18 protein-coding genes and 1 other RNA gene are annotated in these 17571 nt (G+C 58.6%); 13 read left to right on the forward strand and 6 right to left on the reverse strand.

What is annotated here, in order from left to right; all coding sequences use genetic code 11:
- Positions 1-567: 567 nt before the first annotated feature.
- The 12 genes from ACVWYY_RS10300 (at position 568) to ACVWYY_RS10355 (ending at position 8629) form a co-directional block, all read left to right on the forward strand.
- Entirely contained in the window at positions 568-972 is a 405-nt protein-coding gene (locus ACVWYY_RS10300) for a hypothetical protein (protein ID WP_457440456.1), read from the forward strand.
- Between the two features lie 129 nt (positions 973-1101).
- Positions 1102-1320: an NAD(P)H-quinone oxidoreductase subunit O gene (gene ndhO / locus ACVWYY_RS10305; RefSeq protein ID WP_011433398.1), complete on the forward strand. Its 219-nt coding sequence runs from the start codon at positions 1102-1104 to the stop codon at positions 1318-1320.
- Between the two features lie 57 nt (positions 1321-1377).
- A complete protein-coding gene (locus ACVWYY_RS10310) occupies positions 1378-2205 on the forward strand; it encodes a cell division protein FtsQ/DivIB (protein ID WP_414407269.1) in 828 nt (275 codons plus the stop codon).
- Between the two features lie 7 nt (positions 2206-2212).
- Positions 2213-2938 carry an energy-coupling factor ABC transporter ATP-binding protein gene (locus ACVWYY_RS10315; RefSeq protein WP_414343792.1) on the forward strand — a complete coding sequence of 242 codons (726 nt, stop codon included), beginning with the start codon at positions 2213-2215 and terminating at the stop codon, positions 2936-2938.
- A 513-nt stretch (positions 2939-3451) separates the two neighbouring features.
- Positions 3452-3760, forward strand: a complete 309-nt coding sequence (locus tag ACVWYY_RS10320; protein ID WP_011430450.1) for a carbon dioxide-concentrating mechanism protein CcmK — start codon at positions 3452-3454, stop codon at positions 3758-3760.
- A gap of 71 nt (positions 3761-3831) precedes the next feature.
- Complete coding sequence (locus ACVWYY_RS10325) at positions 3832-4173, forward strand: carbon dioxide-concentrating mechanism protein CcmK (RefSeq protein WP_011433395.1); 342 nt, start codon at positions 3832-3834, stop codon at positions 4171-4173.
- Positions 4173-4472: a EutN/CcmL family microcompartment protein gene (locus ACVWYY_RS10330; RefSeq protein ID WP_011433394.1), complete on the forward strand. Its 300-nt coding sequence runs from the start codon at positions 4173-4175 to the stop codon at positions 4470-4472. The genes ACVWYY_RS10325 and ACVWYY_RS10330 overlap by 1 nt, the downstream gene beginning before the upstream one ends.
- 71 nt (positions 4473-4543) lie before the next feature.
- Positions 4544-6505: a ribulose bisphosphate carboxylase small subunit gene (locus ACVWYY_RS10335; protein WP_457404004.1), complete on the forward strand. Its 1962-nt coding sequence runs from the start codon at positions 4544-4546 to the stop codon at positions 6503-6505.
- A 51-nt stretch (positions 6506-6556) separates the two neighbouring features.
- On the forward strand, positions 6557-7237 hold the full coding sequence (locus ACVWYY_RS10340; RefSeq protein ID WP_457440458.1) for a hypothetical protein: 681 nt from the start codon (positions 6557-6559) through the stop codon (positions 7235-7237).
- Positions 7238-7269: 32 nt separating this feature from the next.
- Positions 7270-7986, forward strand: coding sequence for a carbon dioxide-concentrating mechanism protein CcmK (locus ACVWYY_RS10345; RefSeq protein ID WP_457404012.1), 717 nt, complete (start codon positions 7270-7272; stop codon positions 7984-7986).
- A 72-nt stretch (positions 7987-8058) separates the two neighbouring features.
- Positions 8059-8156, forward strand: an RNA gene (gene ffs / locus ACVWYY_RS10350) — signal recognition particle sRNA small type.
- 68 nt (positions 8157-8224) lie between these two features.
- Positions 8225-8629: a hypothetical protein gene (locus tag ACVWYY_RS10355; RefSeq protein ID WP_457404002.1), complete on the forward strand. Its 405-nt coding sequence runs from the start codon at positions 8225-8227 to the stop codon at positions 8627-8629.
- A 302-nt stretch (positions 8630-8931) separates the two neighbouring features.
- Here ACVWYY_RS10355 and serS read toward each other — a convergent pair whose 3' ends face one another.
- The 4 genes from serS to ACVWYY_RS10375 form a co-directional block, all read right to left on the reverse strand.
- On the reverse strand, positions 8932-10239 hold the full coding sequence (gene serS, locus ACVWYY_RS10360; protein WP_457404001.1) for a serine--tRNA ligase: 1308 nt from the start codon (positions 10237-10239) through the stop codon (positions 8932-8934).
- 34 nt (positions 10240-10273) lie between these two features.
- Entirely contained in the window at positions 10274-11266 is a 993-nt protein-coding gene (ilvC, locus tag ACVWYY_RS10365) for a ketol-acid reductoisomerase (RefSeq protein WP_414388787.1), read from the reverse strand.
- A 63-nt stretch (positions 11267-11329) separates the two neighbouring features.
- Positions 11330-12811, reverse strand: coding sequence for a glycosyltransferase (locus tag ACVWYY_RS10370; RefSeq protein ID WP_457404000.1), 1482 nt, complete (start codon positions 12809-12811; stop codon positions 11330-11332).
- Positions 12812-12998: 187 nt separating this feature from the next.
- Positions 12999-13460 (reverse strand): YlqD family protein, encoded by a 462-nt coding sequence (locus ACVWYY_RS10375; protein WP_011433386.1) that lies wholly within the window; start codon positions 13458-13460, stop codon positions 12999-13001.
- Between the two features lie 278 nt (positions 13461-13738).
- Between ACVWYY_RS10375 and hemC the strand changes: the two genes are divergently transcribed.
- Entirely contained in the window at positions 13739-14725 is a 987-nt protein-coding gene (gene hemC, locus ACVWYY_RS10380) for a hydroxymethylbilane synthase (RefSeq protein ID WP_457403999.1), read from the forward strand.
- 1075 nt (positions 14726-15800) lie between these two features.
- On the opposite strand, the gene ACVWYY_RS10385 is transcribed toward hemC, so the two are convergent.
- A complete protein-coding gene (locus ACVWYY_RS10385; protein ID WP_457403998.1) occupies positions 15801-16664 on the reverse strand; it encodes a hypothetical protein in 864 nt (287 codons plus the stop codon).
- 246 nt (positions 16665-16910) lie between these two features.
- Positions 16911-17570 (reverse strand): DUF2157 domain-containing protein, encoded by a 660-nt coding sequence (locus ACVWYY_RS10390; protein WP_457440460.1) that lies wholly within the window; start codon positions 17568-17570, stop codon positions 16911-16913.
- Position 17571 lies beyond the last annotated feature (1 nt).

Below are 17571 nucleotides of genomic sequence, written 5' to 3' on the forward strand. Positions count from 1 at the left end.
TCTGCCATTTGTTTTCATCTAAAAAAACCAACTTCATCCTCTTTCCTCTATAAATTATTCTCTCTATCCTAACATAAGATCAACACGACCTAGGAAGCAACACAACGGAAAAGTCTCCTTCCTGCTTAAAGTGTGCTTAAAGTGATTGTATTTAGCAATGCGCAATGCAGCTCCTGTGGGGCAGGGATCCCGTTCGTCCAAAGCCTTAGGGCTGAAAAACCTGCAGGTCATATTAAACTGCGTGCGGAGTCTACAGAGCTAGTTCTGAACAATTCCCTGGATGATGGCTTCCGTAAGGCGGTCTAATCCTCCCAGGTCAGCTCTCTCGTTTTGGGAAAAGGGGTGAGGACAGTCGCCCAGCAGGCCGGAGAGCAGGGGAACTCAAACTGGTCAGAGCAGCCACAAGCACTTGGCCCAGAAAACCTTCTGCCAAGGGGGCACGGCGCTCTAAGTTGGCTTAACATTATTTCATGACCGGGCCTGGCCCTCACCTTGCCAAGGGCGGGTGGCCAATATCAGTGCCTAGGAATCCGGCTCAACTTCCTTCCCATTGCAGGCAAAACGACCATGGTAGGCATCTTCAAGCGCTTGTTCGGCTCGCGCGGCAAAGCTGCGGCCACGTCCTCACCGGAAACTGTTGCTAAGCCAACCCCAAAGAAAGCGAAAAACGACAATACTTTTTTTCTCGACCCAGATGAAGCCAAAACCCTTGGCAACATCGAGTACATGCGCACCCCCAGGATCGTGAAGCACACCTTCCAGGATTTCGGCAGTAAGGAGAAGGTGGAGGTGGTGGAGCAGGTCTCTTCCCTCGGTAAAGTTAAGTTGTCCACAGAGCAAGCCAAAACTCCTGAAACTGCTTCTGAGCAGGGATCCTCCGCTTCAAGCAGCAGCGGAGTAAGCCCACGCCGTCAGGGGGGATCGGACATGGATACCTTCCGCAATATGGCCCGCAGCCTGAGACGCAAATAGGCCAAATTCAGGTTGATCCCTGTCAGAGCCAACCAGAGGCTGGATCCCAGCTTTCCTCTTCGCAGCAGCGACAGGCGTGATACAACTGCTATCGAACCGGCTAATCTGCGACTGAACTGAGGAGGAGCAATGGCAATCAAGCGAGGCACCTTGGTGCGGGCTATCCGCGAGAAACTGGAGGGTAGCTTAGAAGCGCAGGCAAGCGATCCTTTTATTCCCAACTACGTTTTCGAGACCCCCGGAGAAGTCGTGGATATCAAAGGTGACTACCTGCAGATTAAGTTTGGGGCTGTTCCCACCCCTACGGTTTGGCTGCGGGCGGATCAGGTTCAGGAGATGGCGGGTTGAGTAGAAGCAGGGAATGCTTCCCATCTGCATACCCCGTGATGGGGTGAAGGGGGATCCATGGCACTCCTGGCTGCTCCCAACCGTGAACAAATCCTGCAGCGTAGGCAGCTTTTGCGTCGGCAACGGCGCAGCCGATTCTGGCAGGGATCCTGGCGCCTGACCGGTTCGATGACCCTCTTGGCGCTGCTGGTGCTGGGCCTACGGCAGCCCCACTGGCAAATTCGTCAGCCAGAACAGATTCAGGTAAAGGGTGCCCACTGGGTCGATCCCGCCTGGATACGGGCACAATTGCCCCTGCAGTATCCCCTCAACATTTGGCAGGTGCAACCGGCTGTTTTGGAAAGGGCTTTGCTGGGATCCCCGACCCGCCCCTCTCCCATCGAAAGCGTCCAGGTGCAGCGACGGCTGCTGCCGGTGGGTGTCATCGTCCAGGTGCGAGAACGGCAACCTGTGGCGCGCGCGCGATGGGGCGACCAGATGGGCTGGGTGGATGTCCAGGGCAACTGGCTGTCTCCGGATCCCTACCGTTCCCCCGCGTCTTGGCCTGAGCTGGAGCTGCTGGGCTGGGAGAACCACACCCCAGAGCAATGGGCGCTGTTGCTCAGGGCTTTACAGCAGTCTGAAATTCAGATCAGGGCAGTGGATTGGCAATCTGGAGCGGGAATTACCCTGCATACTGAGCTGGGCAACGTCTACCTGGGGCCGATTTCCGACCGCTTGCCCTTGCAAATTCAGACCCTCAACCAAATGCGGGATCTGCGCCGCTACTGCGAGTGTACGCCCGACGACATCGTCCAGATTGACCTCACCAGCCCCAGTGTGCCCACCTTGCAACTTACCCCCACGGCCACCCAGGAGCGCTGGAAAGACGTGCGGATGCCCTAGCTTTGCTATGAACCCGGTGCCGGCGGTGGAGGTGAACCAATTGTGGACAGCTTATCCCGGTCATCCGCCGGTGCTGCAAGGGCTGGATCTGCGGGTCGAGGTTGGGCAACATCTGGGGGTGATCGGCCCCAATGGCGCGGGTAAAACTACCCTGTTCCTCACCCTCTGCGGCCTGTTGCCCCCCTGCTCTGGCCAGGTGAGTTTGTTTGGCCAGCCGCTGCGGCCCGGCCAGTTTCGCCCTGAGGTGGGGTTGGTGTTTCAGGATCCCAACGACCAACTGTTTGCCCCATCGGTGGCCGAAGATGTGGCCTTTGGACTGCGCAATTTGGCCCGTCCTGAGGCGGAGATTGCGGCTGCCGTTCAGGCCGCCCTGCAGATGACCGGCACCCTCCATTTGGCCGATCGTCCCCCCCATCACCTCTCTGGTGGGGAAAAGCGCATGGTTGCCATTGCCGGGATCCTGGCGATGCAGCCCCAGTTGGTGCTCTACGATGAGCCGACGGCCAACCTCGATTTGCGAGCCCGGCGCCGGTTGATAGTTTTTTTGCAACAGGCCGCCCACACTTTTCTGCTGGCTTCCCACGATCTGGAGCTGATCCTGGAGGTGTGCGATCAGGTCATCCTGTTGGATCAAGGGCGGATCTGGGCCCAGGGATCCCCGGCCCACCTGATGGGCCGAGCCGACCTCATGGAAGCCCACGGCCTGGAAGTGCCCCCCTCGCTGCGCCGATAACGACAAAAGTTGAAAAGATATCAAGAATTATTTTTAAGCTGACAACATTTTTGCCTCTCTTAATAAAAAGCTATCGTGCTAATTAAAAATATTGATTTTCGTCCAGGATTAAATAGGGATATCATTTTGTTAAGTCGGGGATCCCTTCTCTGAGCTGTCCTAGTCAATTTTGTATGATCGATTTTGTACAAGAAAGATGTGGACTTAGCTCAGAGTTGGCAGCTTTGCCCGCCTGAGTGACAGTTGCGCTTAACCCTGATGGCTCCTACAACCTTTTCCGACTTCAGTCTGAGGTCTGCGGCTGGGCAGAGCCTTCTCCCCTCAGAGGGGGGTCTCTGGTGGCTGGGGTAGGTGTCGCCGGGAAAAGCTGTCAATCGAGATTTGGGCAGAGGATCTCTCTGATGAAATCGAAAGGAGATTGCATGAGCGAACCCAACAAGCGAGATCAATTTGCCTTGTTGCTGGGTTCGACAACGTTCAGGAACTGAGTGTGTTCAAAAGTGGAGAGTTGATATGCCTATTGCAGTTGGAATGATCGAAACCCGCGGGTTCCCGGCAGTGGTAGAAGCTGCCGACGCCATGGTCAAGGCAGCCCGCGTTACCCTGGTGGGTTACGAGAAAATCGGCAGCGGTCGGGTCACCGTGATCGTGCGGGGGGATGTCTCGGAGGTGCAAGCCTCGGTGGCTGCCGGTTTGGAGTCTGCCAAGCGAGTGAGCGGGGGTGAGATTCTCTCCCACCACATCATTGCCCGTCCCCACGAGAACCTGGAGTTTGTGTTGCCCATCCGCTATACCGAGGCGGTAGAGCAGTTCCGCACCTAGTCCCCACTTCAGTAAAGTTCGCACCCCAGAAAGTTCGCACCCCACTTTCACTTTCAGCGTAAGGAGTACCTATGGCTATTGCAGTTGGAATGATCGAAACCCTGGGCTTCCCGGCAGTGGTAGAAGCTGCCGACGCCATGGTCAAGGCAGCCCGCGTTACCCTGGTGGGTTACGAGAAAATCAGCAGCGGTCGGGTCACCGTGATCGTGCGGGGGGATGTCTCGGAGGTGCAAGCCTCGGTGGCTGCCGGCATTGACTCGGTGAAGCGGGTGAACGGCGGCCAGTTGTTGTCTTGGCACATTATCGCCCGTCCCCACGAGAACCTGGAGTACGTGTTGCCCATTCGCTACACCGAGGATGTGGCTCAGTTCCGCGAAGGGGTAAATGCCATCCGTCCCTTCACCCGTCCCTGATGCGTATTGCCATTGTGCGGGGCACCGTCACCAGCACTCAAAAGGATCCCAGCTTGACGGGCGTGAAGTTTTTGTTGGTGCAGTACGTCGATCTCGAGGGCCAGCCGCAACCCGATTACGCTGTGGCTGCCGATCCGGTGGGGGCCGGCATTGACGAGTGGGTGCTGGTTAGCCAAGGCAGTGCCGCTCGCCAGCCGCAAGGAAACCAGACTCGCCCGCTGGATGCGGTGGTGATGGCGATTATCGATACGGTCAGCGTTGGCGGTCGCTCTCTCTACAACAAGCGCGATCAACGCTAGCTGGGATCCCTTCCCTTCTCATCTCTCTTGCTGCCCTTGTCCGCCCTACTGCGTTCTAGAGGCTCACGGTTATGCCTGCTCACACCTATGCTGCACCGCCAACGCCCTGGTCTCGCCGACTGGCGGAGCCCAAGATCGATCCCACAGCCTACGTGCATTCTTTCTCCAACCTCATTGGGGATGTGCGGGTGGAAGCGGAGGTGCTGATCGCCCCGGGAACTTCCATTCGCGCTGACGAGGGATCCCCCTTCCACATCGGCGCCAGATCCAACATTCAGGATGGGGTGGTCATCCACGGCCTGGAACAGGGGCGGGTGATAGGAGAAGACGGCCAACCCTACTCCGTTTGGATTGGCAGAAACACTTCCATTGCCCACATGGCTCTGATCCACGGGCCGGCCTACGTGGGCAACGACTGCTTTATTGGCTTCCGCTCGACGGTGTTCAACGCTCGGGTTGGGGATGGCTGCATCATCATGTTGCATTGCCTGATCCAGGATGTGGAGATCCCCCCAGGCAAGTACGTGCCTTCTGGATCCATCATCACCACCCAGGCCGAGGCCGACCGGCTGCCCGACGTCCAGGATAGCGATGCCAAGTTTGCCCAACACGTGATCGGCATCAACCAAGCCCTGCGAGAGGGCTACCAGTGCAGCGAAAACCTCGTCTGTATCGCTCCCATCCGCAACGAACTGCAGCGCACCTCTAACTCAACGGCTACGGAGACGGCACCCATGACTCATTCTTCCCATCGCGGCAATGGCCGGAACGGCGGCGGATCCCCTCTCAAGCCGGAGGTGGTGGAGCAAATTCGTGCCCTGTTGGCCCAAGGCTATCGCGTGGGGCTAGAGTATGCCGATGCTCGCCGCTTCAAAACCTCTTCCTGGCAAAGCGAAAGCCCAATCACCAGCACCCACGAGGCGGAGGTGGTGCGATCGCTGGGGGCCATCCTGGCGGAGCACCAGGGAGAATATGTGCGCCTACTGGGGATCGATCCCAAGGCCAAACGGCGGGTGCTGGAGCAAATCATCCAAACCCCCGATGGGCCGGCGCTGGTTTCTGGGATGCCCAGCCGCGTCTCGGCAGCCGCTGCCCCGAGTTCTGGCACATCCGGCCCTCAGTCTGGCTCAGGGCTAGAGGAAGAAATCCGAACGCTGTTGGCGCAGGGGTATCGCATTGGCCTGGAGGTGGCCGATGCCCGCCGCTACCGCACCTCTTCTTGGCAGACCTTGGGCAATTTGAGCGGTCAGCCGCAGGAGATTCTAGCCGCTGTTCAGGCTGCCCTAGCAGAGCACCAGGGAGAATATGTGCGCCTGTTGGGGATCGATCCCAAAGGCAAACGGCGGGTGCTGGAGAAGGTCATTCAAACCCCGCAAGGCCAGGTGAGCAGCAGTCCTGCAGGAACCGGCGTGGTGGCAGATACGGCTCCTGCGGCAGGGAGCAGTGCCGGCCTGGATCTGGAGGTGCAGGAGGAGGTGCATCGGCTGCTGGCTCAGGGCTATCGCATCGGCTACGAATATGCCGACGAGCGCCGCTTCAAAACCTCTTCCTGGCAGAGTGGGCCGGCCATTCGCGCCACCCGCGGGCCAGAGGTGTTGGCTAAGCTGACGGCTGCCCTGGCGGAGCACCAGGGAGAATATGTGCGCCTGCTGGGGATCGATCCCAAAGGCAAACGGCGGGTCTATGAGCGCATCATCCAAACCCCTAGCGGAAAATCTGCTGCTGCTGCCGCGGCTCCTGCTTCTGCCCCCAAGGGATCCCCTTCTGGCACCCGCCTCAGCGCCGAGGTGGTGGCTCAGGTGCAGCAGTTGCTCAGCCAAGGCTACCGCATCGGCACCGAACATGCGGACAAGCGCCGTTTTCGCACGTCTTCCTGGCAAAGCTGTAGCCCCATCGAGGCCACCCAAGTGCCGCAAGTGGTGGCAGCTCTGGAAGCCTGTCTGGAGGAACATCGCGGCGAATACGTCCGCCTGCTGGGTATTGACCCAAAAGCCAAACGGCGAGTGCTGGAGCAGATCATCCAAACCCCTTGAGGGATCCCAGCTTTTTTTGACCTCTGTTGGTTCAAGCCCAACCCCCCAGCGATGAGGAGCACTTTGTTGGCCTCTACTTTGCCCAACTCCATGACGCTCCGCGCCTTGCCTGGCCAGAACGACGAAACTCGCTATTTTGTCAGTGGTGAGGTACAGGTGGAAGCCGGGGCGGGGATTGGGGCAGGGGTGCTGCTGCGGGCCAACCCCGGCTGTCGAATTCACATCGGGCGCGGCGCGTGTATCGGCATGGGATCCGTTCTGCACGCCTGTGGGGGATCCCTCATCGTGGAGGCGGGAGCAACCTTGGGAATGGGGGTGCTGGTGATCGGGCAGGGCACCATCGGCAAAAACGCCTGCATCGGCTCAGAAACCACGGTGCTGAATTGTTCGGTGCTCAGCCAAGCAGTCATTCCCCCCGGCTCGCTGCTCGGGGATCCCACCTATGGTTTCGATCTCCAGGAGGCGGGCGGCAGCAAGCTCACCCCGGCAGAGCCCTCGCCGGCGGCAGTGGAAATGGCTCCAGAGATGTCGCCTGAGCCGTCTCCCCCACCCAGTTCTCCGGTGGCCAATGTTGAAAAGCAAACCCGCCGTTGGCACCAAGAAAAATCCGACTCCCCAGAGACCAAAACCCATAAGCTCAATGGGATCCCTGGCCATTGGGAATTGGATCGCCTCTTGAGCAAGATTTATCCCCATCGACAGGTGCTCTCCTCTGGGGATAGCCGGATCTGATGGCTAAACTGGCGTGAGTAGTTAGGATGCCGATGTCAACCTCCCTGGGCCTGATTCAGACGCGCAGCTTTCCGGTCATCGTGCGCATTGCCGACGCTATGACCAAGTCGGCAGGCGTGACGCTGATCGGCTTTGAGAAAACCTCGGGGGGCTATTGCACAGCCATTGTGCGGGGGGGAATTGCCGATGTGCGCATTGCCATTGAGGAGGGAATTGAGCTGGCCCGCCAGTTCGAGCAAGAGGAGATCTCCAGTTTGGTGATCCCGCGCCCCCTGCCCAACTTGGAAGTGGTGCTGCCGATCAGCAGCAAGCTGTCTCAACTGGCACAAAACCGCGGCTACAGCCGCCTCAGTAACTTGGCCGTGGGCCTGCTGGAAACTCGCGGCTTCCCGGCAATGGTGGGAGCTGCCGATGTCATGCTCAAAACCGCGGATGTCCAACTGGCGGCCTACGAGACCATTGGGGATGGCCTATGTACGGCCATTATCCGCGGTACAGTGGCCAACGTGGCCATTGCCATCGATGCCGGCATGTACGAAGCAGAGCGCATTGGGGAATTGCACGCGGTGGCAGTGATCCCCCGCCCTCTGGACGAACTGGAGCAAGCGCTGCCCGTGGCCAGTTGTTTTGTTGCTCAACCGGTTACCCTGCCGGTAACCCTTCCTCAAGTTCAGGAACAGGAAGTGCAGCGCAACGATACGGCTGTGGAACGGATCCCTGTTTATCTGGAGCCGCCTGAAACTCCCTAGCCCCCTGAGCAATCCATCTGTTGCCCAAGAAAGCCGAGCAGGGCAGAACGGAAAAATGCTAGGCTACTGAAAGACCTGGGTCCGTGCAGCTCCGACGCCCAAACCGTGTCAGGATCGGAAGATAGCAGCACCACGGGATGCTCTGAGCAGGCGCGTCAACCCGGGTCGCCCTTTGCTACCCCACTTTCCTCTCTGCTGGGTCATTCCCCTTCTCGCCTTTCTCCCCCTTGTCCTAGCAATGTCCGAGACAGACAATCCCCTCGCCAACTGGGCTCAAAAAGCCTTTTACTTCGGCATGGGTTTGGCGGCTGTGGCGGCGGATAATGCTGCCAAGGTGGCCAGCAAAGCGGGTATCCGTCTGATGGAGTTGCGCAAGCAGGCGCAAGCTTTGGTGGACGAGCTGGTGGAGCGGGGGGCGATGACCGCTGAAGAGGCGCGGGCTTACATGGATGCCATCGCCGCCAACGCCAACCGCAAGGGAGAAGACAGACAAACTGCCGGTCCCCGCAAGATCACCATCGACGACATTAGCAATGCCGAGGGCGAGGCAGGCACGGCCATCGAACTTTCAGAAGCGGCCCGTTTGCGCCAGAAGATCGCCGAATTGCAAGCTGAGTTGGATCGCATCAAGGGCAAATCTTGAGCGGAAGGACAGCCCGGCAGGAAGGTAGGAATGCATTGCTTCCTAGCTCCTCTCCCCTTTTGCATAGCGGAAGCGGTACCGCAGAGCACTTGGGAAGTGTCTCAACCTAACTTGAAATGACCCTAAAGATTGAGGCTACCGTCAGGTGGATCGTCTCTGTGAAGTGTTAGGGATCCTCATCCTTGTAGAGCGAGGAGCAGGTCAAGCTGATTCATTTCCAAACTGCAGAAAAGATAAGGGCGTCTGCCGGGTGGGCAGGAGCGTCTCAATCGAGTCTCAATCAAACTGGGTTGAGTTTGAGCTCAGGCAGCAGGAATGAGGATCCCGTCTTCCGAGAGAAACCGGGAGCTGAGAAAGGGACGCAGCGCCTTGGGAATGCGAATCGAGCCATCCGGCTGTTGGTGATTTTCCAGCAGGGCAGCCAGAGAGCGCCCCACCGCCAAGCCAGATCCGTTCAGGGTGTGGACAAACTGGGTGCCTTTCTGGCCGGCTTCTTTGTAGCGCAGGTTAGCACGGCGGGCCTGAAAGTCCCAGCAGTTGGAGCAACTGGAGATCTCGCGGTATTGATTTTGGGAGGGGAACCACACCTCCAAGTCAAAGCAGCGGGCTGCCGCAAAGCCCAAATCGCCGCTACACAGCTCCACCACCCGGTAGGGCAGCTCCAGCATCTGTAAGATGGCCTCGGCATCCTGCACCAGCTTCTCGTGTTCGGCTTCCGATTGATCTGGGCGAGTGACCTTGACCAGCTCCACTTTTTGAAACTGGTGCAACCGGATCAGCCCCTTGGTGTCGCGGCCATAGCTGCCCGCCTCACGGCGAAAACAAGGGGTGTAAGCACAGAAGTAAAGAGGGAGGGACTCCGCAGGGATTACCTCATCCCGGTACAGATTGGTAAGGGGAACTTCCGCCGTCGGGATCAGCCACAGGTCGTCGTCAGCACAGCGAAAGCTGTCTTCGGCAAACTTGGGCAACTGCCCCGTCCCCTGCAAAGCGGCGCTGTTGACCAAAAAGGGTGGGATCACCTCGGTGTAGCCGGCTGCAACGTGGCGCTCCAGCATCATGGCAATCAAAGCCCGTTCCAGGGCCGCGCCCGCCCCTACCATAGCCACAAAGCGGCTTTGGGCCACTTTGACCGCACGGCCAATCTCCAGCAACCCCAGTTTTTCGGCAATCTCGTCATGGGGAAGGACAGGATGGGCCGGCTTTAGCTCCTCACCCCAGCGGCGCACCTCTACATTGTCGGCCTCATCTCGGCCAACCGGCACGCTGGGCAGGGGCAAATTGGGCAGGGTAAGCAGCCGAGCACGAATCTCCTCTTCCAGCTCCCGTTCCTGCTGCTCCAGTTGGGCAATCTCGGCCTTGAGATCCACCCCCCGCTGCCGGAGGGCCGCCACTTCGGGGCCTTGGGGATCCGCCCCCTGGCGGAGGATCTCGCCGACTTTTTTGCCGAGGCTGTTGCTTTCGGCCTGCAGGGATCCCTTGCGGGCCTCCAACTGCCGCCGCTCCCGATCCAACTGCAGGATCCCGTCCAGATCGACTGTGGCCCGGCGGTTTTGCAGGGCTTGGCGTACCTGTTCAGGGCGATCCCGCAGCAGCTTCAGATCCAGCACAGAGACGGCCTACACTTAGCTCCAGATATCCGACCTATTTCTTTAGCCAGCTAAACATGGCCCGCAGCTCCCTGCCCACCTGTTCAATGGGGTGTTCGGCCTCGCGGCGCCGCATCGCAGTAAGCCCTGGCTTGCCGGCCTGATTTTCCAAGACAAATTCACGGGCAAATTGGCCGCTTTGAATCTCGGCGAGGATGCGTTTCATCTCGGCGCGGGTTTGCTCCGTAATGATGCGGGGGCCACGGGTGTAGTCGCCGTATTCTGCCGTGTTGGAGATGCTCTGGCGCATTTTTTCCAGGCCGCCCTCGACGATGAGATCCACGATCAGCTTCACCTCGTGCAGGCACTCGAAGTAGGCCAGTTCCGGCTGGTAGCCCGCTTCCACCAAGGTTTCAAACCCCGCTTTGATCAGAGCCGTCAGCCCACCGCAGAGCACCACCTGCTCGCCAAAGAGGTCGGTTTCGGTCTCTTCCCGGAAGGTGGTTTCCAAAATGCCGGCCCGCGTGCCACCGATGGCTTTGGCATAGGCCATGGCCCGCTCCCGTGCCATTCCCGAGGCATCTTGATAGACGGCAAACAGGCAGGGCACCCCTTCCCCCGCTTGGTAGGTGCGCCGCACCAAGTGCCCAGGGCCTTTGGGGGCAACCATGATGACATCCACGTCTGCCGGCGGCTGGATCTGCCCGAAGTGAATGTTGAAGCCATGGGCAAAGAGGAGCACGTTCCCCGGCTGCAGGTGGGGACGGATTTCGCCCTGGAAAACGGCCTTTTGCACTTCATCGGGCAGCAAAACCATTACCCAATCGGCGGCAGCGGCAGCATCCGCCACCGTTTTGACCATTAAGCCGTCTTGCTCGGCTTTGGGCCAGGAAGGGCTGCCAGGGTAAAGGCCAACGATGACCTGGACACCGCTATCGCGCAAATTGAGGGCGTGGGCGTGGCCTTGGCTGCCATAGCCGATGATGGCAACGGTTTTATCGGCCAAAGGCTCCAGGTTGGCGTCGGTGTCGTAGTAGAGGCGGGCCATGGTCGAGCAGGGCGTGAGCAGGTGCTTGACTAGGATAGCAGGATTGGATCCAACTTGCTGACCTCAAGCGCCGTGATGAACAGTTTTCACCCACCTTAGGCGCTTGGGCTGTACACACATGCGAGCGGTTGTGGCGATCATAACCGGCAGCCAGTGGAGCATGTAGACCAAGCCCAGGGCGGTGTGCCACCAAAGTCGCCGTCCGCGCAAGCCCTCCACCTGGCGTAGCCCCCGGTAAAAAGCCACCGTCAGGCAGCCCATCACCAGAGCGTTCAAGGGGAGCAGCACCGAGGAGTGGCCCGCCAACAGCACCCAGAGGGTGTCGGGAACCAAGGCCATCGGCAGCAAGTACTGAGAAATAAAGAAGGCCCAGAGATCTACTGTTTTGGCCATCCCCATGCGGCGACCGAGGATCCCTGGCCAGTAGTCGAGATAGCGCTGGTAGCCCCCTTCCGCCCAGCGGCAGCGCTGGTGCCAGAGACTTTTCCAAGAGGTGACCCCTTCTTCGACGATGGCCGGCTCCGTCAGAAAGGCGATATCTACGCCCGCCAGGTGCAGCTTGAAGGTGAGATCCAGGTCGTCAGTGAGGGTGCTCTCATTCCAGCCGCCGCACTTTTCCAAGACATCTCGCCGCACCAGTTGGCCATTGCCGCGTAGCTCGCCAATGCCCCTCACGGCCACGCGCTGCTGCTGAAAATAAGCGTCGGAGGCCATTTCCGCCACCTGCCCCAGAGTCCAGAAGTTGACGTTGGGGTTGCTCAGGGCCTTGCGCACCTGGACAGCGCCTACCGTCCGTCTGCTGAAACGGCTGCGCAGGCTTCCCACTTGAACAAACAAGGGCAGAGTGCGGGCAAGAAAATCCGAAGGCACCACAGCATCGGCATCGCAGACCAGGATGATCTCCCCTTGGGTGAGGGGCAGTACCTCGTTGAGGGCGCCGGACTTACCCCCGCCCCGCCCCGGCTGCCGCCGGTAAACCCGCAGATGGGGGATCCACTTTTGGGCTTCCCGCAGAACTTCAGGGGTGGCATCGCTGCTGTTGTCGTCGATGGCCCAGAGCTCCAGATGGCTGGTGGGGTAACGGAGCTGGGTCAAGCTGTGCAACAGCCGTGGGAGCACTGCGCTCTCATTCTTGGCTGGGATCAACACAGCCACACGGGGCAAGGCCAGCCCGCCCAACTCAGAAAGCCCGCTCTGCCCATCCCGTTGCATTGGCAGGACAGAGTCATTGTTGTTAGGGTCATCGCTGTTATCTGTTGACCTGGGATCCCGGCGGGTCGCAGCGGCAGGAGGAAGTCTCAGAGGGGGCAGGGAGGTCGCCGGTTGCAGGCGAAATAAGCGGCTAATGTGGATCACCATGAACGTGGCCAAACCAACGGTGATCCAACGGGCCGTCGGCACCACATGCATCAGGCTGACCAACCCCCACACCATGGCCAGAACCAGCAGAGCCTTGAGACGGCGGCGCTGGGCCGAGGTGAGCAACCAATCGGGAAGATGAAGATCCTCGAGAGGCTCTGGCTCTGACCAGACGAACTCAGACATGGGAATCCTCCCCCGGCCGGCAATGTTACCCAACCTCGCCAGCCTGTGCGAGCGTTAACCCAAAGGCTGTTAAGAGGTTGTTACCTATTGTCACCCATTGTGTTGGCGAAACGGAGTTCTCGAGAACCTACAGGCGAGAAAAATTGGGGATCCCGACTGCCGCTTCTCCGGCAAGGGGGTGAGTAGCCTATGGGTTACCGCGAATCTCTTTGATCACCCCATCTTCCAGAAGGATCTCGACCTGCATTTTCTGGATCAGGTTGTCTCCTTTTTGGACTCGGAAGAAGCTCTCCACATTGCCCTGCAGCACTTCTTGGTTAAGCTCCAGGGTGCTCAGTTGGTTGATCTGCTGCAACAATTGGTTTTTCTGATCCAAGAGGCGGATTTTCTGCTCGTTCACGCGGCTTTTCACCGCTTCCACCTGTTGGAGCACTTGGGGGCTGTTGGGGTTGGGGCTCTGTTTCTCCAGTTCGGCAATAGCCCGCTTGCCCTGAAACTCCAGTTGTTGCATCTGAGCATCGGTGGCTTCGATCTGCCGCTCTAATTGCTCCTGCATTTCCTTTTTCCAAAGGGGTGTGACCACCACCTTAACGGGAATGTTGCGTTTGAGCAGTAATTGAGTGCCGTTGCTGACGTTGTTTTCTTCCATAAGACTCATCCAGGCAGACGACCAACCAAACCAGGGGCTTGTGCCCATTGTAGAAAGCTCCCCTCAAAAGCTCTGGGGTTGGGGAAGAGGAGCTTGACAGACCGGATCCTCCCCCGCCGAGCCGGAGAATCCATCTACTTATCCTACCGGCTGGGATCCCTGCGGTAAAGTCCTGATTTCGGGAAACTGCAATTTTGGTTAAGGATCTTAAAGGCCGCCGCCTTGCCCTGGCACAGATTCGGCTAGCGTGAGAGACAGTGTTCTTTTTTGCGGCAGCCATGAGCGAACGGGCCTCGACCCCTTCCAAGCCCTCTGCTGGGATCACCGAGCCGGTGCGGATTGCCTCTCGAAAAAGCGAGTTGGCTTTGGTGCAGACCCAGTGGGTGATGGGTCAGTTGCAAGAACACCATCCGGGATTACCTCTGGAGCTCAACACTCTCTCCACCCAGGGAGACATCATCCTGGATGTAGCCCTGGCCAAAATTGGAGACAAAGGTCTCTTTACCAAGGAATTGGAGGTTAGCCTGCTCAACGGCAGCAGCGACTTGGCGGTACACAGCCTTAAAGACTTGCCCACTCGCCTGCCGGAGGGCTTGGTGTTGGGGGCGATCACGCGGCGGGAGGATCCGTTGGACGCTTTGGTGGTGGGGGAAAAGTTCCGGGATTACCGACTGGCCACCCTGCCAGAGGGGACGGTGATCGGCACTTCATCGCTGCGGCGGCTGGCCCAACTGCGCCATGCCTTTCCCCACTTGCACTTTAAGGATGTGCGGGGCAACCTCAACACCCGCTTGGCCAAGCTGGAGAGGGGAGAGTACGACGGCCTTATTTTGGCAGTGGCCGGGTTGAAGCGCCTGGGCAAAGCCGACCGGATCCACGAGGTGCTGGATCCCGGCGTGTCTCTGTACGCGGTTGGCCAGGGATCCCTGGGAATCGAGTGCCGGCAGGGAGATGAGCGGATTCTGGAGCTTATCCGACCCTTGGCGGATGTGGAAGCGACGGCGCGCTGTTTGGCCGAGCGGGCCTTCTTGCGGGCTTTGGAAGGAGGGTGTCAAGTGCCCATTGGCGTTCACAGCCAAGTCCAAGGGGAGGAGCTGCACCTAACCGGTATGGTGGCCGACCTGGATGGCCGGCGGCTCATCCGCGACAGCCAAATGGGATCCGTAGCCGACCCGGAAGCGGTGGGGGTAGCTTTGGCAGAAAAGCTAAAACGGCAGGGGGCCGACGAGATTTTGCAAGCCATTTTTGCCCAGGCCCGCCGTTAGGCTTTTCCATCCTTTCTGAGTAAGCTTTGAGGTCTGCAGCCAGGGGGAGTTGAAGAAAAGGGGGGCACGGAAGTCCCCCCTAAGGCAAATTTCACTCAACTTCAAATGGGAAATTCGCATTCGCAGCAGCAGTATCTAAGCTCTAGCTTAGCTTCCAAAACCGCCGTATCATCTTGAACTACTAAGGTCACTCGGTTGTTGGCAATCTCTGCCGGCGAGAGGGTTAGAGTTTTGGTGAAGGTTTGGCCAGGCGGAATTGGGGTAGGCGGACTTGAGAAAGTATACAAAAACCCCGCTTGAGTTGAAGTCCCGCCGTTGAATAGGTAGTACCTGTCGTTCCCGGCATTAGGAGCTGTGTTACTTGTTGCCTGCAAGTTATTGCGATAGGTAAACGTAAGGGTGCCTCCCATCCGGCAGCCTATTCTACAAGGGGGGCTCCATTGGAAGGTATGAGCAAAGAGTTTATTGGCTTGGCGCTCTCCCCAGTTGACTGTCCCGAAAGGGCCCTGGAGAGTTGTCCAAATGTTGGGGTGAAGCTCCGATTGCAGGGGGGAAGCAGGGTTTGGCGGAGGAGCGCTGAGGGTTACTGAGCGCAACACCATGGGTCTCGAGCACGGAAGGCCAGGCAGAGGTCTTGGCGAAGGGGGGAAAGGAACCTGGCGGAATAGCTCATCTACAGTTTCTAAGGATTCTGCCGGAGCTATGGGAACTGGGGAGGGTATCGATCTAGGCACAGAAGGCATAGGCTGCCTAGCTGGCTCCGGGGCCTGAGCCACTAAAAGATGATCTTCAGCCAAGGCAACACCCGAAAGAGAACCACTCTCCCAAAGGGGCGTAAGTAGCAAAGCCAAAATGCCCAAACGCAGTCCTACTTCTCATTTGTATTCTCCAAATCTTGATAGAGATGCCCACTTCCTTCTCAGCTCAAGCCAAAGCTGAGAATTTACTAGCAAAGACATTGGCGAATACAAGCAGGTTCCTTAAACTTTGTAAATTCTTGTGAATTCCAGCTCAATTCCAGCTTTTTCCTTTGCTTGATCATGTAGCGGGGCTTGGCTTCCTAGAAGGGCAAGAATTAGAGACGGGAGAAAATCCGCCGCTCAAACTTCAGCCCAATCCAGATCACCCCGATCCCACAGGCCACCAACACCGCCGACTTGGCCAACAGGCCGGTTGGGTACTCGAAAAAGCGGGTCAGCACCACCAGGGTTAGCCCCAACAGTCCCTGCCAGAAGCGCCCCCGCCGCCCTTGCTGTAGCCCTTCCCAGCAGAGCACTGCTGACAGCCCCAGCAACAGCAAGGTCACTATCCAGGGGGCAAAGAGGACCAAGGCTGCTCCTGCCGTCACGTTCAAAGGCACAGAGCTGCCGATCCCCAGCAAAAGCGCCAAGGCAACCAGAGAAATCAGAACAGCAGCATCCTTCAGCCAAGACGAAACGGGCTGGGATCCCTTCTCCTGCCAACCCTGCCACCAGCTCCAACCGGCTAGCAATAGCAATCCTGCTGCCGACAGGCCCGCCCAGGGATCCCCAACGTTCCAGAGGGGATCCTCGGAAAGATCGACCCACCTCCCGACAAAGCTCCAGACATAGAGCAGGACACCCAGCCCCAGCAGAGCCAAGTTCTGGGCTGTCGGGGCCAAATCCAAGCCTTGCTCCAGCTCGCCGGGAAGCTCTGGATCCCTTCCTTCAGTTAAAACCCGGCTTAGCCAAGGCTTATGGCGTTGGTGCCACAGACCCAACCCCCACACAACTGCAACACCAAGCAGATGCAAAAGGGTTAAACCTTGGAAAGAGCTGCCCAAACGCTCGGCTAACCCTTGCAACGCCAGGCCAAAGTTCACCACGGCCAGGGCAAAAACCCAGCGAGAGCAACACCAATAGGCCAGAGGAACCAGCAGGCCCAGGGTCAACCAAGGATAGAGGATGACTCTAGTCAATAATAAGCTCAACTATACTGAAAATAATGTATAATATGCTCAGTACGGATTACTACCAGTTGATCTTTCTGTTTACTTTCGAGTCTGCCAACATGGTAGCCAAAGCAAAGCAGAAAATTGGTAGTAAGACGACACGGAAACTGCGCTTTGGGTATTCTACTCAAAGCTTTGCGGGATACCGCCATTCTGGTTGGAAACAAACAGAATGCTATCGCTGCATAGTTGAACAGTGATGTTCAGCAGTGTTCAGCGTAAATGTATCAGGAAGTTGACAGTCCCCCAATCCACGAAGTCGGCTACCATCCCCGAGCCCAGCAGAAGGCAGGCCAGTACACCACTGGGGCTGTGACGCAAGCCGTAGGCCATGGCCAAACCGCCCATCCCCCAGGCCCAAAACAGGCCTGCCGCGGATCCGCCAAGCTGAACCCACTGCGCCATCAGGCCAATACAGGCTCCCAGGGTCAGTTCACCGGCTATCAGCAGGGCGCTACCCAGACGCTGGGATCCCTGCTGCCAAACCTGGAAGCCAGCCACCTGCAGCCCTACCATGAGGGCCAAGCACCCCCAGGCTCTGGCCCAGCGGGGAATGGCAGCCCAGTTGGCCGCCACAAAGGAGATCACCCCTAGGCCCACCAGAACTGCGCCAAACAGCAGCAGCACCAGGGCAAATCGCCCGCCGGCTGAGCGTTGCAAACTCTCCAGTTGGTAATACGCCCACAGCCGATCCCGCTGCTCAGGTTCAATCAACCCCTGCTCCACCCAGGCATCCAGCAGGTTGGCCAGTTGGCGGCGGAAACGCTCGCCGGGGTAGGGGGGGCGGGGAGAGGTCATGGCGGGATCCCGACAAGCGAAAGGAGGCTCGGGCGTTAAAGGAGTGGGATCGCTGAGGCGATTATAGTCCCTCACC

Source organism: Thermostichus sp. MS-CIW-34, from assembly GCF_054060435.1.

What these genes read in the sequence shown, in the direction of transcription:
- ACVWYY_RS10300 (WP_457440456.1), top strand. Translation starts at nt 568, where the DNA reads ATGGTAGGCATCTTCAAGCGCTTGTTCGGCTCGCGCGGCAAAGCTGCG.
- ndhO (WP_011433398.1), top strand. Translation starts at nt 1,102, where the DNA reads ATGGCAATCAAGCGAGGCACCTTGGTGCGGGCTATCCGCGAGAAACTG.
- ACVWYY_RS10310 (WP_414407269.1), top strand. Translation starts at nt 1,378, where the DNA reads ATGGCACTCCTGGCTGCTCCCAACCGTGAACAAATCCTGCAGCGTAGG.
- ACVWYY_RS10315 (WP_414343792.1), top strand. Translation starts at nt 2,213, where the DNA reads ATGAACCCGGTGCCGGCGGTGGAGGTGAACCAATTGTGGACAGCTTAT.
- ACVWYY_RS10320 (WP_011430450.1), top strand. Translation starts at nt 3,452, where the DNA reads ATGCCTATTGCAGTTGGAATGATCGAAACCCGCGGGTTCCCGGCAGTG.
- ACVWYY_RS10325 (WP_011433395.1), top strand. Translation starts at nt 3,832, where the DNA reads ATGGCTATTGCAGTTGGAATGATCGAAACCCTGGGCTTCCCGGCAGTG.
- ACVWYY_RS10330 (WP_011433394.1), top strand. Translation starts at nt 4,173, where the DNA reads ATGCGTATTGCCATTGTGCGGGGCACCGTCACCAGCACTCAAAAGGAT.
- ACVWYY_RS10335 (WP_457404004.1), top strand. Translation starts at nt 4,544, where the DNA reads ATGCCTGCTCACACCTATGCTGCACCGCCAACGCCCTGGTCTCGCCGA.
- ACVWYY_RS10340 (WP_457440458.1), top strand. Translation starts at nt 6,557, where the DNA reads ATGAGGAGCACTTTGTTGGCCTCTACTTTGCCCAACTCCATGACGCTC.
- ACVWYY_RS10345 (WP_457404012.1), top strand. Translation starts at nt 7,270, where the DNA reads ATGTCAACCTCCCTGGGCCTGATTCAGACGCGCAGCTTTCCGGTCATC.
- ACVWYY_RS10355 (WP_457404002.1), top strand. Translation starts at nt 8,225, where the DNA reads ATGTCCGAGACAGACAATCCCCTCGCCAACTGGGCTCAAAAAGCCTTT.
- ilvC (WP_414388787.1), bottom strand. Translation starts at nt 11,266, where the DNA reads ATGGCCCGCCTCTACTACGACACCGACGCCAACCTGGAGCCTTTGGCC.
- ACVWYY_RS10370 (WP_457404000.1), bottom strand. Translation starts at nt 12,811, where the DNA reads ATGTCTGAGTTCGTCTGGTCAGAGCCAGAGCCTCTCGAGGATCTTCAT.
- ACVWYY_RS10375 (WP_011433386.1), bottom strand. Translation starts at nt 13,460, where the DNA reads ATGGAAGAAAACAACGTCAGCAACGGCACTCAATTACTGCTCAAACGC.
- hemC (WP_457403999.1), top strand. Translation starts at nt 13,739, where the DNA reads ATGAGCGAACGGGCCTCGACCCCTTCCAAGCCCTCTGCTGGGATCACC.